The 18823-nt window shown below is 36.3% G+C and carries 10 protein-coding genes, 1 tRNA gene and 1 pseudogene; 5 read left to right on the forward strand and 7 right to left on the reverse strand.

The features are described 5' to 3' along the window. The first annotated feature begins 69 nt into the window (after positions 1-69). Positions 70-4329 (forward strand): PA14 domain-containing protein, encoded by a 4260-nt coding sequence (locus ACEN2H_RS08155; RefSeq protein WP_441731837.1) that lies wholly within the window; start codon positions 70-72, stop codon positions 4327-4329. A 515-nt stretch (positions 4330-4844) separates the two neighbouring features. Continuing rightward, on the forward strand, positions 4845-8471 hold the full coding sequence (locus tag ACEN2H_RS08160; protein ID WP_441731839.1) for a T9SS sorting signal type C domain-containing protein: 3627 nt from the start codon (positions 4845-4847) through the stop codon (positions 8469-8471). A 59-nt stretch (positions 8472-8530) separates the two neighbouring features. Here the strand turns inward: ACEN2H_RS08160 and ACEN2H_RS08165 are convergent. From ACEN2H_RS08165 to ACEN2H_RS08175, 3 genes and pseudogenes are all read right to left on the reverse strand, one after another. Then, positions 8531-9076, reverse strand: a pseudogene (locus ACEN2H_RS08165) (hypothetical protein). Between the two features lie 149 nt (positions 9077-9225). Further along, the gene (locus ACEN2H_RS08170) at positions 9226-9663 is read right to left on the reverse strand and encodes a hypothetical protein (protein WP_441731840.1); all 438 of its coding nucleotides are present in this window, start codon (positions 9661-9663) and stop codon (positions 9226-9228) included. A gap of 122 nt (positions 9664-9785) precedes the next feature. Continuing rightward, positions 9786-10709: a bifunctional riboflavin kinase/FAD synthetase gene (locus tag ACEN2H_RS08175; RefSeq protein ID WP_441731842.1), complete on the reverse strand. Its 924-nt coding sequence runs from the start codon at positions 10707-10709 to the stop codon at positions 9786-9788. A 183-nt stretch (positions 10710-10892) separates the two neighbouring features. Between ACEN2H_RS08175 and ACEN2H_RS08180 the strand changes: the two genes are divergently transcribed. Then, entirely contained in the window at positions 10893-13553 is a 2661-nt protein-coding gene (locus tag ACEN2H_RS08180; RefSeq protein ID WP_441731843.1) for a zinc-dependent metalloprotease, read from the forward strand. 45 nt (positions 13554-13598) lie between these two features. On the opposite strand, the gene pth is transcribed toward ACEN2H_RS08180, so the two are convergent. From pth to ACEN2H_RS08195, 3 genes are all read right to left on the reverse strand, one after another. After that, on the reverse strand, positions 13599-14273 hold the full coding sequence (gene pth / locus ACEN2H_RS08185) for an aminoacyl-tRNA hydrolase (protein ID WP_441731844.1): 675 nt from the start codon (positions 14271-14273) through the stop codon (positions 13599-13601). 276 nt (positions 14274-14549) lie between these two features. Continuing rightward, positions 14550-15164 carry a 50S ribosomal protein L25/general stress protein Ctc gene (locus tag ACEN2H_RS08190; protein WP_441731845.1) on the reverse strand — a complete coding sequence of 205 codons (615 nt, stop codon included), beginning with the start codon at positions 15162-15164 and terminating at the stop codon, positions 14550-14552. Positions 15165-15282: 118 nt separating this feature from the next. Beyond that, positions 15283-16224, reverse strand: coding sequence for a ribose-phosphate pyrophosphokinase (locus ACEN2H_RS08195; protein WP_441731846.1), 942 nt, complete (start codon positions 16222-16224; stop codon positions 15283-15285). A 288-nt stretch (positions 16225-16512) separates the two neighbouring features. On the opposite strand from ACEN2H_RS08195, the gene ACEN2H_RS08200 reads away from it, so the two are divergent. Then, positions 16513-16592, forward strand: a tRNA-Leu gene (locus ACEN2H_RS08200). Positions 16593-16657: 65 nt separating this feature from the next. Here the strand turns inward: ACEN2H_RS08200 and ACEN2H_RS08205 are convergent. Continuing rightward, on the reverse strand, positions 16658-17668 hold the full coding sequence (locus tag ACEN2H_RS08205) for a GntR family transcriptional regulator (RefSeq protein WP_441731848.1): 1011 nt from the start codon (positions 17666-17668) through the stop codon (positions 16658-16660). A 117-nt stretch (positions 17669-17785) separates the two neighbouring features. Here ACEN2H_RS08205 and ACEN2H_RS08210 point away from each other — a divergent pair, with 117 nt between their 5' ends. After that, positions 17786-18823 carry an aldose epimerase family protein gene (locus tag ACEN2H_RS08210; RefSeq protein WP_441731849.1) on the forward strand — a complete coding sequence of 346 codons (1038 nt, stop codon included), beginning with the start codon at positions 17786-17788 and terminating at the stop codon, positions 18821-18823.

An 18823-nucleotide genomic window follows, 5' to 3' on the forward strand; every position in this document is an offset into this window, starting at 1 on the left:
GGCACTTTAGTTTTTGTTATAAAAACAAAGCTCCTACATAGATTTTGCCCCCGAATCAATAATTATCCCATGAAGAAAAATTACCCTACGAATGCTCTTTTTTGTATATCAAGAACAACTAATTTATTCCTTTTTATTTGCGTGATGCTAGTTGGTACTATTAGTTTTGGGCAAATTGCGCAACGCGGGGACGCGACAACTGCCGCAGGTACAAACTCTAATTTAACCATTAGTAAACCTGAAGGAATAGCGGTAGGTGATTTAATGCTTGCTAATTTTTCAGAGAGCGATAATAATAGTAATCTTTCAGTCAATGTCTCAAGTATAGGATGGACTTTAATCGCGGGAGGGAATCTTGGCGATAATCGCATGAGAGGAACGGTATTGTATAAGATTGCTGTTTCTGCTGATGTACTAGTAACTGAATATAATTTTACATTAAATTCAGGAACTAACAGTTCATCAGGTGCGATCATCGCTTTTTCAGGCGTAGATAAATTAAGCCCTTTTGACGTTACTCCTGGTACAATTAACACTGACGATAGTAGGACTGTAACAGCCACTTCTATAACTACCATTTCTGCAAATGCAGCAATTGTAATGCTAGGACAAGTTGGGAATAATCGTTCATATTCAAATTGGAATACCAATACTTCTCCTGGCACTCTTACGGAATTATTTGATGTAGAAAATAATAATGGACAGGACACGTCTGTCGGTGGTTCTTGGGCAATTAAAACAACACCAGGGGCAACAGGAGAAGGTACTGCCAATTTATCCAACAATAATGATGAAAGAAATGGCGGCATTTTGTTAGCCTTAAGGTCGTACATTGATCGGAATACTTCAACAAAAACATTCACTTCATCCGGCACCTTTACAGTACCTTCTTGCGTTACAAGTTTAACAATTCAAGCTTGGGGTGGTGGTGCCAGTGGAGGGGCAAAAAACAGAGATGCAAGAGGCGGCGGCGGCGGCGGCGGATATGTTACAAACACTTATGCTGTTTCAGAGGGCGATAAAATTGATTTTACAGTTGGTGTTGGTGGCATTATTACTGATGCAAAACAAAAACCAGGGGTAAATGGAGGTGATTCTAGTTATAACTATTTGAGTTTAGTAACTGCAGGTGGTGGTACAATCACAGATGAAGATAAAGGAGGTACTGGTGGCCCTATTAGCGGTGCTTATGGTGCAGGCAGTAAATCAGGCGGTAACGGTTCGGATAGGGTTGGTAATAAAGATAATGAAGGCGGTGGTGGTGGTGGTAGCGGGGCAACAGCTTCAAACGCTAATAAACAAACAGGTGGCGCTCTTGGAGGCGGAGATGGAGGAAATAAGAAATCTGCAGGAAATAACGGGACGGCACCAGGAGGTGGTGGTGGTGGAAAAGGTGGTGAAATTTCAGAAGAAAACCAGTCTGGTAATGGTGCCAACGGCCAAGTAATTATTACGTATATTGTTAGTGGACCATCTAATTATTCCGTTACTGGCGGTGGCAGTTATTGTGCCGGTGGTGCAGGAGTTGCCGTTGGTCTTGCAAATTCACACAACGGTGTAAATTATCAATTGTACAATGGCACCTCAACAGTTGGTTCTGCGTTTTCAGGTACAGGAAGTGCCATCAGTTTTGGTAATCAAATTGCTGCAGGAACTTATACCGTTAAAGCGACAAATGGAGGTTGTACAGCAGATATGACTGGTAATGCGGTGGTAACAGTAAATGCAGCTATTACTGCACCAATAGTAGGAACAATTACACAACCTACATGTACTGTAGGAACAGGAAGTGTAGTTTTAAACGGTATGCCTCCCGAATGGGCATTGACACAGTATCCTGGAGGTATAACAACTACAGGAACAGGAACAAGTACAACAATTTCAGGACTTTATCCTGGTAAATACACCTATTCAGTAATTGGTGCAAATAATGGGACGGGATTAAAAGGGGAATATTTTAACAGTACTTCTTCTATAACTAGCGCTAGTAATCCGACATTTCCAACTACCTCACCCACATTAACCCGTACAGACGCTACAGTTGCTTTCGATTGGGAAAGGGTAAATCCAGCCGCGCCAATTGGTACCGATAATTTTTTCGTAAGATGGTCGGGTCAAGTGCAGCCGCTTTACAGCGAAAGCTACACATTTACAACAAGAAGTGATGATGGTGTCAGGCTTCGAGTAAATGGTGTTCCAATCATTAATGATTGGAATATCTATCCTGTAAAAGATAATACGGGAACTATTAGTCTTACTGCGGGCGTAAAATATGACATTGTTTTAGAATATTATGAAAATGCTGGAGAAGCGGTTTCTAAGTTATTTTGGAACAGCACAAGTCAGGCAAAAGAAATAATTCCACAATCTCAATTATTTCCAAGTGCAATTTGTGGTTCTCCAGCTTCAGAGGATGTGGTTATTGATGCGCAGCCAGTAACACCTGCCCCACCTACACCTGAAACACCAACTCAACCAGATTGTATTACTCCAACTGGAAGTGTAGTATTGACTAAATTACCATCAGGAAACTGGACTATTAATCCGGGAGGAATTTCAGGGAATGGCAGCAGTATAACAATTAATGGTTTGACAGAAGATACTTATAACTTTACAGTGACTAATGATTCAGGCTGTACGTCAGACGCTACTTCAAATATTAAAATAAAGGCCGCTACTGTTATTACCAATACTTGGAGTAACGGCTCTTGGGATAAAGGACTTACAACAACTGATCAAAAGATTGTGTTTACTGATAACTATAATGAGGATGCCGATGTAAATGGTTGCTCTTGTTTGGTTACCGGAAGTAAAGAGGTTACTATTAAAGCTGGAAAAACAATGAAAATTGTTAATGATCTGGAGGTGCGTGGGACTCTTATTTTTGAAAACAACGCTAGTTTAGTTCAAATAAATGACAACGCTAGTAATTCAGGAAGTATAATATATAACAGAACTACTCCTGAAATCTTAAAAACAGATTATGTTTATTGGTCATCACCAGTTAACGGAGCTGCTTTGAAAGCTATACAAACGGGTACTTTATATTATTCCTTTAATGGTTCAGGAAATTCATGGGCAAATGCTAATGCTAATACAATAATGAATACTGGTAAAGGATATATTGTTAGAGGTGCAGGTACATGGTTTGACACGGGTAATGTTACTTTAACGGCTAACTTTGTTGGAGTACCTAATAATGGTGTCATCCCAGTAAGCATAGTAGCTAGTAAAAACAATCTAATTGGGAATCCTTATCCATCGGCTATAGATGGGAACGCTTTTTTAGAAGCAAATACCGACGTTCTTGAAGGGCCGACAGATGTTCTTGAAGGAACATTGTATTTTTGGACACATAAATCAGCGATACAGTTAGCATCAGGAATTGACCCCGGCAAAGCTGGTTCTGGAGCGTATGCCTATACATCAGATGATTACACACCCTTTACTAAAGTAGGAGGAACTAATTCAGTGACAGGTAGTATTGCAGCAGGCCAAAGTTTTTTTGCTAGGGGCTCTACTATTGGAGGGCAAGCTAAGTTTGTTAATAGTATGAGACTGGACGGTGATAAAATCCTAGATAACAGTGTTTTTTTGAAACCGGCTTCTGCTTCGAAAACAGAAAAAACAACTTCCACAAATAAAATAGAGAAAAGTAGAATTTGGTTAAATTTAACCAATACTCAAGGCGCTTTCAAGCAAATGCTATTAGGCTACATGACCGGGGCAACCAATAATTATGATAGAGGTTATGATGCATTGAGCTTTAACGGGAACAGTTTTATCAATTTTTACAGTATTAATAATACTAGTCGTTTAACTATTGAAGGTAGAGCACTTCCTATCCAGGAAACTGATACTGTACCACTTGGATATAGTTCGACTATTGTTGGAGATTTCAGTATCTCAATTGATAAAACCGATGGAGCCTTATCTACTATGGATGTTTTTTTAGAGGATAAATTAACGAATACTGCTCATAACCTAAAAAAGGGTGCTTATACTTTTACCACCGAAAAAGGGACTTTCAATGATCGTTTTGTATTGAGTTATGCTAATAGAACATTAGAAGTTATTGATAATATTGACGAGAAGAAATTTGGGGTTTTAATTTATAATAAAAATAAGGAGATAGTAATTAAATCTTCAGAAGAAATAATAGACAAAGTGTTGATTTATGATTTTCTAGGGAAGCAAGTGTTTAGTAACAAAAATGTTAATGAAACCGATTTAAAGGTGTCGGACTTGATTTTAATAAATAACCAAGCTTTAATAGTTAAGGTGATATTGCAAAACGGAGAAATAATCACCAAAAAAATTATTTTATAGTTTATAAAAAAATAAATTGCAGTAGCACAAACCCATTACCTAAAAGTAATGGGTTTTTTGTTTTTAAATAAGTATGCTATTATTGACATAGAGGAGTGTTAATTAAAGTATTTGTAAAGTAGTGAAAAATTTATTTTTAAGACTTAGTCTAAAAAGGGGAGAGTTTGTGATTTAGGAATTATTTCTTGTTAATTGGTTTTTATAAAACAGGATAAAACGTATAAAAAAATAATGTTAATGCGCGTGTTAAGTACTTTGCAACAGATATATATGCCGTTTAACGGTTTTATTGTTAAAGCGTAATTTTCTTATAGAATTTTGAATTTATTTTGTGTGCGTAATGTATTTTTCCTACGCAGGTAAGGACCAGTTCAGGACGGTTGACAACTTAATCAATTTTTTTTATGAAGAAATTTTACAGACAAAAAACGATATTTATCATCAATTTAATTTTTTTGAAAATAAAAAGTTTCGGGGATTTTTTTGTTTTTGGGCATTCTGTAAAAAAGATCTTTTTGGCTTTTTTATTGTTATTTGTTCAGGCTGCAGTTGTTGGGCAATCGATTGGGGATTATCGTTCTAATGTAAATATTACTGGAAATTGGATAACTCCCGGTAGTTGGCAAACCTGTACAAATGTTTCGCCCCTTACTTGGACGCCTGCAACAAATTATCCCGGGCAAATAGCAGGAAGTTATGCAGTTTTGATTCAAGCTGGGCATACGATAGCTTTAAGTACAACAATTACAACACAAACTATAGGAGTACTGACTATAACAGGAACTCTCCAACTAAATGGAGATAATAGTTCTGGAGGGGTGGATTTTAATATAATTACTCCAAAAATTTATGTTACTCCTGCACCCTCAGGAGGCTTTATTGAATTTAACGGCAAACTGAATTTAAAATTACCTACATCCGCTTATCTTGAAGTGTCAAAAGAAGGATTAGATGTAGCTTCAGGGTGTTCTGCAAATCAAGTAATCTATATTGGTAGTACAGCGTATTCTAAATGTAATGGAGGAGGAAGTCTACCTGATTTCACACTATTAATGAATTCTGGTGGTACTTTAAATGCAAACCCTTCATCAAAATCAGCAGTTTGCAGTGGGAGTTCAATTAACTTAATAGGAGCCTCTACTGGATCCATTGGTACGACAACTTCTGGCGGTTCAACTACGGGAGTAGCATACTCGTGGTATGTAACCGACCCAAATAGTAGCGTCTTAACTAGTAACCTTCAAGACTATAGTTTTACGACAACCCAAATCGGAAATTACTCAGCTTCTTTGACTTGTACTACTTATTTTGGAACAACTGTATTCTCGCACACTACAACTATTTCGGTAACAGTTAATCCAACACCAACTGTAACGATTACCAACCCAGCAGCAGTATGTGCACCATCAACGGTTGACCTTACTTCATCAGTGGTTACTTCAGGAAGTACCCCTAGTTTGACATATACGTTTTGGACGAATTCAGCAGCAACAATAGCTTACACAACACCAACAGCAGCTACAGCAGGAACCTACTACATAAAAGGAACCGCAGCAGCAGGATGTTTTGATATTAAACCAGTAACGGTAATAGTAAACTCTTCGCCTACAATTACGGCTCAACCAATAAGCCAGTTGGATTGTGAGGGAAGCATTGTTAGTTTTAAAGTAGTAGCATCGGGAACAGGTATTCTGACTTATACATGGCAACGAAAAAGGCCTAATATAGATCAAGCATTTATTTCAATTCCTGCCGAGGATAATGTTACTTATTCTATTCCAAGTCAAGATGAAATTCGACTTAAGAATGTGGGGACTACGTTATCGCCTAACGGAACACAATACCAAGTTGTGGTTTCTAATGGAAGTTGCAGTCTTACATCATCTCCAGTGATACTCTCAGTAAATGAAATAACTAATATAATTTCACCAACGCTCACGCCTAACCAATCAATAGTGGATGTTACACTTTGCTATGGGTCGAATTATTCTTATACTGCTGAAGTTTCTAACCCCTTAAATGGAATGATTTCGTACCAATGGAAAAGTCAAGCGGCATCAGGGTCTTGGGATAACGTAGTTGATGGAATACATTTTTTGGGTGCAGCTACGCCTACGCTTAATATACTTAGTGGTACTCCTGCAGAATCTGCTAAATATCGTGTTGATGTTTTGTTTAGTAGAACAGGAGGGAACTGTAGTGTTAGTAGTTTTTCAAAAGTAAGATTATTAACCTTTCTACCTTTGTTAACAACTCCACAAATAACTACTACAAACCCAGACTGTAATGTAAGTTTTGGTACAATAGCCGTCACCGCACAGAGTGCAACGGACTTATATAGTTTTGATAATGGGAATAAATACCAGGTTAGTAATGTCAAAACAGATTTATCTCCGGGAACGTATAATGTAAAGATAAAGAATATTAAAGGCTGTCTTTCTTCTGTTACTAATTGCGTAATAACAGCAGCTCCAGTTGTCTCAACTTGGAATGGAAATTCATGGTCGCCGAGCGAACCGACAAGTATTGACAAAATTATTTTTGATGCACCTTATAATTCTATTGGAATTTTAGAAGGATGTTCTTGCCAAGTGAATACGGGTGTGAATGTGGTTTTTGAATCGGTGGATCCTAACTCAGGACATACCTTAAAAATAACTAATCAAGTGGAAGTATTAGGCACAGGAACATTAACTTTCGAAAACAATGCCAGTTTGGTTCAAATAAATGATGCCGCTGCCAATTTAGGTAGTATTACATACAAAAGAAAGACGACTCCTATATTAGACACGGATTACGTCTATTGGTCGTCACCGGTTACCGGAGCTGAATTGAGAGCAATACAAACAGGTACTTTATACTATTCGTTTAACGCCGCAGGGAACTCATGGGTAAAAGCATTCACTACTACCGAGATGTTAAACGGAATAGGATATATCGTTAGGGGTGCTGGAGCTGGCCTTGCCAGTGGACAAAGCTCGGCTAGAACGGCCACATTTAAAGGACTGCCAAACAATGGTATTACTGATGTAAACATAACCGCCAGCAAATCAAATCTGATAGGAAACCCATATCCTTCCGCTATAGCCGCAGATGCTTTTTTAGAAGCTAATAAAGCTGCTCTTGAAGGAACATTGTATTTTTGGACTCACAAATCAGAGATAAAATTAGCAGGAAGTATTACTGTTGGGACAGCAGGTTCAGGTGCTTATGCATATACCACCGGTGATTATGCTGCATATACGTTAACAGGAGGTGTTGGTACTTCTTTAACAGGGGGAGTTGCTTCGTCGAAAATTGCTGCTGGACAATCGTTTATTGCTATTGGAAGCAGTCAGGGAGGTACTGCTAGATTTACGAACAGCATGAGGTTGACTAAAGTAGGAGAGATCCTTGATAACTCGCAATTTTTAAGATCTGCATCTGGTTCCAAAACATCTAAAGTGACCACTACGAATGAGACAGTAAAAAGCAGAATTTGGCTCAACCTGTCCAATACCCAAGGTGCGTTTAAACAGACATTGATAGGATACGTCAACGGAGCGACCAATAATTATGATCGGGGGTTTGATGCTGTCAGTATCAACGGAAACGCTTATGTCGACTTTTACAGCATTAATAACGACAGCCTTTTGACTATTCAGGGCAGGGCACTGCCTATTCCGGAAGCAGATACTGTTTCATTGGGTTTTAGTTCAGCAATTGAGGGAGACTTCACAATATCTATTGATAAGACTGATGGACTATTAATTGCGATGGAAGTGTTTTTAGAAGACAAGCTCAGCAAAACGTTTACCAACTTAAAAACCAATGCTTATACATTTTCGTCAGGGAAGGGGACTTTCAATGATCGTTTTGTATTGAGTTATGCTAATAAAACATTAGAATTAACTGATTTTGAAACGACATTGGAAAATCAAGTAGTAGTTTCAAATAAAAACAAACAGTTAATAATTACTTCTACGGCCGATGCCATTGATAAAGTTGTAATATTTGACACAACAGCTAGGAAGGTTTGCGAGAAAGGAAATGTTGATAGCCAGGAATTAAGGATATTAGATTTGATGTCAAGCCGCCAGATATTGTGGGTTAAGGTCGTGTTACAAAACGGGAAATTCATTACTAAAAAGATAATTTATTAATGTAGCGGAAATAAGTGTCTAGCCCTTAAAAACCCCCGTTCGGATTAACGAATGGTTTTTTATACCTGTTCAAAACTTATTTTTATAGTTGAGGCTTCACAGTTCCTTTCAACGGTGTATCCAGGACGTCGCCATTTTGGTTTCTCTGCTAAAGGTAGAAATTTAGAATCACTAGCTTCAACACTCGAGGATACTGAAACTTTAGTAAATGTTTTTTGAGGAATTAAACCTAACATTTCAAACATTTTTCATGTCTTCATTGACATCTTGGTTTGGAGTGGTCAGTAGTTTGTCACCTGCAAAAATTGAATTGTCACCTGCAAAAAAGCACATGGCATGATCTTTACGACTCATATTTATCCTTTCTGCGGCGAGACAAACTTGAGTTTTGGGCATTATGCTCGTAATGCTTGGGCTTTTACCTGGCTAACAGACATTAAGTCGTTGCCTTTCAAAGAAGTGTGGTATCTTGCGGCTTGTGAGCAATAACCGCAATCTTCTGGACAACCAGCTATTTTCATAGACAATAATATTGAAACCTAAACTACGTTTGGATCGTAACGTTCTCTATGTATGCTAGCTGCTTTCTAAAGCAAGTCCATCATAGGTTTGTTATAGATTGCAATAACTTCTTCTGTTGTCCAATTGTGTATTTAATTGATTGCACCTTTTTGAACGACCAATCAAATTGTTCTAAAGAAGCAATATAATACTGTTGAAAAACGAATAACTACTGTAATTTTGATAAGGATTGTTAATCATTTTTAAGATGGTTGTCCCAATACAACAGCAGCATAAATGAAATTATTACAGCGGATACGATTCCTTCAAAAAGTAAACTAATGCTGTACGTCATAATTGATGGGTCTCCACCAAATAAAAAGGTTTTAGACAATGATTCCAGGTAAGCATCACCACCTTGAAAATAGCTGTAAGCAATTAATGCGAGAACACTTAAAAACACACCTAGTAAAGAAGTAGCCAACGCGGAAAAGGCGTTGCTGGCAAAAAGGTTCTTGCCCCGTTTGTAGTTCATCCTCAGCGTCCTGTTAGTGCCGTAAAAGACAAATAAAACATTAAATAGGCGTAAGTAATATAAATTAGCAAGTCCTAAAATCTCCATCAACATAAAATAGAGGCTAATTCCAATCAAAATAATGACGCCGTTGTATAATTCTTTTGGGAGCTTCATACGTTTGGTTTTTTAAAGTTAAAAAATCATCTCTTTTGTAAACAGTAGATTGCCTATCAAACTTACACAAAATATAAAGATATTTTACTAAAAGGACGAAGAAACTTTAAAACACATCAAAATTAATCCAGGTACTCTAATGCGAAGGTTTTGTCTTTTTCCAGTTGTACTTTCAATAAATCAACTGAATTGAATTTTTCTTCAGGACGGATATAATGGAGTATAGAAACGGATATTTCTTGGTTATACAAGTCAGAACTGAAATCAAAATAATGAATTTCTATGGATAGATCTTCTCCTGCGACCGTGGGGTTAAATCCGATATTCATCATTCCAAAAACAATTTTTTGATCAATAATGCTTTTAACAATGTAAACGCCATTTTTGGGAATCAGCTTGTAGTCTTCTTTTATTTTTAAGTTGGCTGTAGGGAAGCCTATCGTTCTGCCTAGCTGTTTTCCTTTAAAAACGGTGCCAGTCAGAAAATAATTATATCCCAAATACTTATTTGCCAAAGTCATGTTTCCTTCTGATAATGCTTTTCTGATTTTAGTAGAACTCACCGAGATTTCATTTATTTCCTGAACAGATATTTGTTCCACTTCAAATCCATATTGCTTTCCAAAACGGATTAGATCATCAATATTTGCTGTACGGTCTTTCCCAAAACGATGATCGTGCCCAATAATTATTTTATGAATGTTGAATTGATCAACAAGGACGGAACGAACAAACTCCTCAGCGGTCAATCTTGAAAAGCTTTCGTCGAACGGATGAATAACAAGGTTTTGAATTCCTATTTTTTCCAATAGATCTGTTTTTTCAGAAATGGTGTTTAGTAGTTTTATATTTGATTTTTTCTCTAAAATCATTCTGGGGTGAGGAAAAAATGTAAGTACTAGGCTTTCGTATTTGTTATTTTCTGCATTTTGTAATACTCTTTCTAGTATTTTTCTATGGCCAAAGTGGACTCCGTCGAAAGTGCCTAAAGTAAGGATGGTTTTTTTTGTAGTACTGAAATCTAGTATAGAATTGAAAATTTTCAAAATAGCTGTTTTATAATGGTGCAAATTTATACTATCTATTTTAAATGTAAAGTATAGTCAAACTATTTTCATTGAATTAAGCTACAAGTTGAAAATTAAAAGTTAATTTTTTTAATTATCATGGCTTTAGATTTATCTATTAAACTAAATATGTTAATTTTGAATTGTAAATAATCTTGAGTCATGAAAAAACACCTCCTATATATAATTATCTTGATTTGGTGCTCGTCGATTCAAGCCCAAAATAAAGTGCCTTGGAAAAAAATAGACCAAGGTTCTCTGTCTTTTTTTGATAATAACACTAATAAATCTAGTTCCAATAAAAAATCATTATTTCGTTTTGATCAAGAAATGTTGATGCAATCATTAGTTGCAATAAATAGTAGGACTGCAAAAAGGAGCAGTGTGGAAATCAGCATCCCTAATATCGCTGGAGTAATGGAGAAGTTTCTCGTATGGGAGTCTTCTAATTTCGAACCCAAATTGCAAGCTAAATATCCTGAGATAAGAGGGTATGCAGGAGTTGGGCTCAGCGATCCTAAGGCTTCTATTAATTTTAGTTTGTCTCCAAAAGGAATACAAACGATGGTTTTAAGAGCTGATAGCGGATCAGAATTTATTGAAGCATCCCCCGAAGATTCGTCTTTGTATGTACTTTTTTCTTCTAAAATGGTGAATAATCGGGAGTTACCATTCGTTTGCAGCACTGAAGATAAAATTTTGAACAAGGAATTGACAAATATAAACAGCAAAATATCAGCCAACAATAGGGTGTTTAAAACTTTACGTTTAGCCTTGTCTTGCACGGGTGAATATGCCGCTTATCACGGCGGGACCGAAGCAAATGCACTCGCTGCAATGAACGCTACCATGACGCGGGTCAATGGTATTTTTAATAAAGACCTCGCTGTGAAATTAGAGATCATTGCTAATAATAGCATCATAATATACACAGATGCGACTACAGATCCTTATTCTGACGCAGCCGCTGGTACTGCTGGAGATTGGACGCAGGAAGTACAGGATGTTTTAACCGCCGATATAGGCGATGGTAATTATGATATTGGCCATTTGTTTGGTGCTTCAGGAGGTGGTGGCAATGCTGGCTGTATTGGTTGTGTGTGTGATGCTGGAAAAGGTAGCGCTTATACATCTCCTGCAGACGAGAAGCCGGAAGGTGATACCTTTGACATCGATTTTGTGGCTCATGAGATGGGACATCAACTTGGCGCAAATCATACTTTTTCTTGGGATGCCAGTGAAATTACTGGATTTAATGTTGAACCAGGCAGTGGGTCTACTATTATGGGATACGCGGGAATAACTACAGACTATGATGTTCAGTCTAACTCTGATGATTATTTTGCCTATGCTAGTATTAAGCAAATTCAGGAAAACCTTAGTACAAAAAATTGTGGGTCCTCTGTTAATTTAATAAAGAGTCTCCCAGTTATAAATGCAGGCTCAAATTATGTGATTCCTAAAGGAACTGCTTTTGTGCTAAAAGCTATCGGAGCAGATGTCAATAGTGCTGAGGTATCCTATACTTGGGAACAAAATGATTCGGCGATAAATTCAACTGCTGCAAATAGTTTAGCTGTTCCCGCAAAAACGGATGGGCCACTATTTAGGTCTTTGTACCCTGGGAGTAGTCCAAATAGGTATATGCCCGATTATAGTAATGTGTTGGCTAATAAATTGACAAGCAAATGGGAGTCCGTCGCAACTGTAGCGAGAACACTTCATTTTGTTTTAACGGGAAGGGATAATGCGCGACTTGGCACTGCGCAAACTAATTCAGACGAAATGATTGTTAATGTGAGCGGAACAGCTGGTCCGTTCGCTGTAACCTCTCAAAAAACAGAAGACTTAAGTTGGTTTAGAGGTTCAAATCAAACGATAACTTGGAGTGTAAACGGTTCTGATGTCATGAGTGGGTCTACAAATGTAAATATTAAATTATCTACTGATGGGGGTTTAACTTTTGCTACAGTTTTAGTGGCTAATACTCCAAATGATGGCTCGGAGACGGTTGTAGTACCTAATATTACAGCTGAAAATTGTAGGATTTTAATCGAGCCCACTGCAAATATTTTTTATGCAGTCAATAGCAAAGCTTTTGCTATTGGGTATGAGGTTGCGTCCTCGTGTGCTTCCTATTCATTTACTGCACCATTCCCTATACCAGAACAATTGGCTTACACCACTAGTACAATTTTCGTTCCGACTACAACTGCATCAATGTCTCACGTAAATTTTAATGTAAGTTTTACGCATGCTTATCTCGCTGATGTTGAAATGGAAATAATAAGTCCACAGGGTACAACGGTAAAATTGTTTGATAAAAGTTGCGGAGATAATAACAGTACTTTAAATTTGATTTATGATGATTCAGGTGTGGATCTTGCCTGTGGTATTACAACATTACAAACAGTAACTCCTTTTCAAGCTTTGGCTGCATTTAATGGCGAAAATCCCTCAGGGACTTGGGTTTTTAGAATTCGAGATGCCTATCCAAATGACACTGGTACTTTAAATTCAGCATCACTGACACTATGTACACAAACATATACGCTTTCCGTTGCAGATGTTAACATGAGTGATCTTGTGATTTATTCAAATCCTAATAAAGGTATTTTTAATGTGCAGTTTACTAGTGATTCCATAAACGAGGTTAAGGTGGTAGTTTATGACCTTTTGGGAAGAAAATTATTTGAGAAACAATACGAAAAGAAAAGTAATTTCAATGAAAGCGTTCAGTTGAAAAACATACAATCAGGCATTTATTTTTTAACCGTTATTGATGGCGATAGGAAAAAAGTCAAAAAAATAGTGATCGAATAATTAGTATGTAATAAACAAAGGAGGGAATCCTAAGAACTTCCCTTCTTATTTTCCGTTAAATGCAGTCATGGTATTCTCTAGTCCCGCAGTTCCAAAAGATTTTACTATTTCATATGCTACTTCTAGTCTTTCTGGAAGAGCGGCTTTTTCTTCATCATCCCAATCTCCAAGGACATAATCAATTTGTTTGCCTTTTTTGAATTCGTCACTAATCCCAAATCGGAAACGGGTATATTGATTTGTATTTAAAATCAAATTGATGTTTTTTAACCCATTATGCCCGCCATCACTTCCTTTTGGTTTGATGCGGATAGTGCCAAAAGACAGATTTAAATCATCTGTAATCACTAGGAGGTTTTCGAGAGGAATATTTTCTTTTTCCATCCAATATTGAACTGCTTTACCGCTTAAATTCATGTAGGTATTAGGCTTCAATAGAAAGAATGTTCTTCCTTTAAATTTGTATTCGGCTAATGCGCCCAATTTTACTGTTTGGAACGAAAGGGTCTCTTTTTTAGCAAAATAATCAAGTATTTTGAATCCAATGTTATGACGGGTGTTCACGTATTCAGCACCAATGTTGCCAAGCCCTACAATTAAATATTTGTTACTCATGCTTTTTATATTGTTTTTTTGGTTTTCGTGAACTTCCGGTTTCACAAAACAAGTATTGTCTTCTGTTTGTTTTGATGAAAATATAGTTCTTATCCATTTTATCATCTGGTAAAAATAAGTTTATTTGATTAAAATGGGCAAAAAAAATATGATTAAGGGTAAATAATTTTTTGTCTAGCCCTGATGGGAATGGCATCCTTTTATGACAGTGTTTGGCATGAAAGATAAAATGAACAGCAGGAGGATTTGTCATTAAAATGGGGTTGGAAGTGCTTCTAAAAAAAGAAGTAAACCAATTTGTTGTTTTTGAAAAGACAAAAAATTAGGCATAAAAAAAGCACCAGTTTTGCAACTGATGCTTTTTGAATGTTTGAAAAAATATTATTTTTTCTTTCCTTTTACAGGGCCTGCTTTTGCTGCTTTTGCTGCTTCTTGAGCTGCTTTCATAGCTGCACGTGAAATTTTCACTTGGCAAATTACTGTGTTGTCAGGGTGCATGATTTTGAAGTTTGGTGTTGGCACTTTAGTAACATATAATTTGTTACCCATGTCAAGCGGAGTAATGTCTGCTTCAATAAAATCAGGAAGATTTTTTGGCAAAGCTCTTACTTTAAGTTTACGGTTGTTTAAACGTAGATCTCCACCAGCCATAACTCCTTTAGAGTCACCAATGATTTTCACAGGAATTTCAATAGTGATTTCTTTATCGTCAAAAATTTGAAAGAAGTCAATATGTAAAATATTGTCAGTCACCGGGTGAACCTGGATGTCTTGTAGAATTGCATCGAATGATTTTCCGTTAGCAAGTTCAATCACAACTGTGTGCGCGTTTGGGGTGTAAACCAGGTCTTTGAACACTTTTGTTTCTGCTGAAAAATGAACTGGTTGATCTCCTCCGTATATAACGCAAGGAACCGCTCCAGCATTACGTAAGGCTTTAGTCGCAACTTTTCCCACGCTTTCTCTTTCTGATCCTTTAATTGTAATCGATTTCATTGTAAAAAATATATAGTTAATAATAAAAAAATACTTGTTTGACGCCTTAAGCCTAGTGCTCAATGCTTTTATTTATAACAGGAAGTCTTGCAGTTCTTGACCTTAAGTCGTCTTCTTGTTACATTAAAAATTTTCCACTGATGGAATTGTTGTGGTGCACCATGTGCATAACTTCTGCAAAAAGCGGTGCACAACTCACTACTCTTATTTTGTTCGATTTTTTCTTCAAAGGAATAGAATCGGTAACTATTAATTCTAACAATTTAGAATTTTCTATTTTTTCGTAAGCATCACCTGATAATATAGCATGGGTACAAATCGCTCTTACGCTCAATGCGCCTTTTTCCATCATTAAATCGGCGGCTTTCGCCAATGTACCACCTGTGTCGATCATGTCGTCCACTAATATTACATTTCTGTCTTTTACGTCACCAATCAACTCCATGGTGTCGATTATGTTTGCTTCTTTTCTTTGCTTGTAACAAATCACTACGCTAGAATCTAAAAATTTAGAATACGCATAAGCTCTTTTTGAACCTCCCATATCTGGAGAGGCTATGGTCAAGTTTTCCAATCCTAAACTTTCTACATAAGGTAGAAAGATAGTAGATGCGAAAAGGTGATCAACCGGTTTTTCAAAAAACCCTTGAATTTGGTCTGCGTGTAAATCCATGGTCATTACTCTTGTCGCTCCAGCAGTTTCTAACAATTTAGCTGTCAGTTTTGCCCCTATCGGAACTCTTGGCTTGTCTTTTCTATCTTGTCTTGCCCAACCAAAATAAGGAATTACTGCAGTTATGTGTCTTGCAGATGCACGTTTAGCTGCATCTATCATAAGTAACAATTCCATTAGGTTATCCGAATTTGGAAAAGTAGAACAAACAATAAATACACGTAGCCCTCTGATCGACTCTTCGTACGAAGGTTGGAACTCACCGTCACTGTATTTTGACATCGTAACCTTACCTAATGGGATTCCGTATTTTTCGGCAATCTGTTCCGCTAGGTAAACACTTTGAGAACATGCAAAAATTTTAGCTTCTGGTTCTAGCTGTGACATTTAATTTGTTGTTTTATTCCGCTGCGCTCCATACCGTTCGGCTTTGTCATTTCTGTAAAGCCTTATGTTTGTATTTGCCTCGGGTGTAGTTAGTTGTGTGTTTCGTTTTTAGCGAGGTGCAAATTTATGAAATTTATTCAACTCTGAAAGGAAAAAATTAGAAATTTTAGTAGAAATTTTAATAATATTTTTTACATTTGCACCGTGTTAAAGGAATTGATGATTGATTTAAACAGAATCACCTCTTTTATTGCGTTGAGATAACTGTCGTTATTTCATGTCTGCTAAGCCCGGATGGCGGAATTGGTAGACGCGCTGGTCTCAAACACCTGTGGGAAACCGTGCCGGTTCGACTCCGGCTCCGGGTACTTAAAAAGTCTGTAATCACTTGTTTATCAAGTATTACAGGCTTTTTTTTATGCCTAATTTTTTTTCATAAAGAATTCCGGATAATTAAGGCGCTTTTGTTTTCAATCTGCTCTTTTTTTTCATTGGCAATCATCTGTGCTAAAATTTTACCCATGGCCTCAAAATTGGTAGAAATTGTTGTTATTCCATTTGCTACTACTTTTTTGAGAGCTGTTTCATTGTAAGAAATGATGCCGAAATCGCGGCCTAGTTTTAAGTTTTGAGACTGTGACTTTTCAATCACCTTTACCAAATCCCTGTCATTAGGTATGATATAAACTTCACCAATGCTGATTTCTCGATTTTTAAATTCAGTAATGACTTCGTGGTCAAATAAAAATTCTTTGCAAAAAACTAAAAAACCTTCCTTCATTCCTAAAGGTTCTCTAAAGCCCGGGAAAATCATAATGAGTTTTTTGTATTTAATTAATCTTGATTTTCCTTTTACTAAACCATTATGGGTGTCTTTCATATGATTTTGGTAAATCGCAGGATAAGATTTAAGTTCAGGGTTAGTTTGATCTAAAATGTAGACTTCATTGACTGGTAGGGTTTTTATTATGGATGCTGCGTCAGCTAAATTTGTAGGCATAATAATGTACTTAGTGTAGTTTCCATTACTGTCATTGATTAGCTTTTTAAAAACTTTAATGTTAAAATGATGAAAGAAAATGTCAACTTCTAGATCTTCTCCAATAATTTTTTTGATATTTTTTCCAAAAGAATTGTAAAGATCTTCCTTGAAACTATTTAATTCGTCAAAAAGTAAAAAAATCCTTTGTCTTATAGTTATCTCAACACTTTTAACATAATATCCCTTTCCGGGAATGGCGTAAATAATGCCTCTTTTTTTTAATTCATGATAGGCTAATAGCACCGTATCTCTCGATAATGAGGAACTCAAACAAACCTTATTTACAGATGGCAGGCGGTCTCCTTTTTTTAGTTGCTCTTCTTCTATTGCTTTTTCAATTGAAAGAATAATCTGTTTGTATTTTGGTATCCCAAGGTTGTCTACTATCGAAATAATTTTCATGAAAAATTTATTTTACCGCAATATAAGAAAAACTAGTAGGTGCTGGTATGCAAAGATGGATTATTCGTGTAATTTTGATTTTTAGATTTTCGTGACAAAACAATGATTTTAAAACACATGTCATATTTTATAGCTAATTATATAATGGAATTAATTGATTTATCAAATAGAGAAGGAATTATCGATTCTTGTGAATTGACTAATAAAAAGGGGATGCAGTTGAGTGTTTTGAATTTTGGAGCAACGATTACTTCTTTAAAAGTGCCATTGAAAGATGGGGGAACTATCGATGTTGTTTTAGGGTTTGATACTGTAGAAGCATACAAGAAATCTTTTAATTTAGAAAGTGCTCCTTATTTTGGGGCGACGGTTGGGCGATTTGCTGGAAGAATAAATAAGGGCATCTTTAATCTGAATGGTAAACAAATTCATTTAAATAAAAATAATAGTGGTCATTCATTACATGGTGGAAACAGGAATTTTAGTCAAAAGTTTTGGAAGCTTGAAAACGTCAATAAAGGGGAAAATCCATCGGTAACACTAAGCTATTTAAGTCGTAATAACCAAGAAAATTATCCTGGTGAATTAGCAGTAAAATTAAAATATACACTATCTGAAGAAAATGAATTGATCATAGAATATCAAGCAAATACAACTGAAGATACGATCGTTAATTTGACACATCACAGTTATTTTAACCTAGACGGCCACGGATCTGATTTACTAGAACAGGAATTGACAATAAATTCCGAAAAAATGCTAGAGACTACAGATGAAAATATTCCAACAGGAAAGTTTGTAGATACGGTTAATTCGCCTTTTGATTTTAGTGAGCCTAAAAAATGTCCTTCAAAAATTGATAATACGTTTGTTTTGCAAAGTCCTGATGAATTTGCAGTTTCGCTTTTTAATAAAAATAATAATCTAGGAATGACGGTTTTTACCAGTCAACCTGGAGTTCATATTTATGTTGGGGGTAACTGTTATAATACAATTAAAGGTAAAGAGAATAAGGATTATCATTCGCTAAGCGGAATTTGTTTTGAAACCCAAAATTTTCCCGATGCACCTAATCACAATCATTTTCCGAATTCAATTTTGAAAAAAGGAGAGTTGTACCAACATAAAAGTATTTATAAATTTCAATCTTTTTAA

The organism is Flavobacterium sp. W22_SRS_FP1 (assembly GCF_052113685.1).
Taxonomy (GTDB): Bacteria; Bacteroidota; Bacteroidia; order Flavobacteriales; family Flavobacteriaceae; genus Flavobacterium.

Coding starts and splice junctions, on each gene's coding strand:
- ACEN2H_RS08155 (WP_441731837.1), top strand. CDS start 70: ATGAAGAAAAATTACCCTACGAATGCTCTTTTTTGTATATCAAGAACA.
- ACEN2H_RS08190 (WP_441731845.1), bottom strand. CDS start 15,164: ATGAAATCGATTACAATTAAAGGATCAGAAAGAGAAAGCGTGGGAAAA.
- ACEN2H_RS08210 (WP_441731849.1), top strand. CDS start 17,786: ATGTCATATTTTATAGCTAATTATATAATGGAATTAATTGATTTATCA.
- ACEN2H_RS08195 (WP_441731846.1), bottom strand. CDS start 16,224: ATGTCACAGCTAGAACCAGAAGCTAAAATTTTTGCATGTTCTCAAAGT.
- ACEN2H_RS08180 (WP_441731843.1), top strand. CDS start 10,893: ATGAAAAAACACCTCCTATATATAATTATCTTGATTTGGTGCTCGTCG.
- pth (WP_441731844.1), bottom strand. CDS start 14,273: ATGATAAAATGGATAAGAACTATATTTTCATCAAAACAAACAGAAGAC.
- ACEN2H_RS08170 (WP_441731840.1), bottom strand. CDS start 9,663: ATGAAGCTCCCAAAAGAATTATACAACGGCGTCATTATTTTGATTGGA.
- ACEN2H_RS08205 (WP_441731848.1), bottom strand. CDS start 17,668: ATGAAAATTATTTCGATAGTAGACAACCTTGGGATACCAAAATACAAA.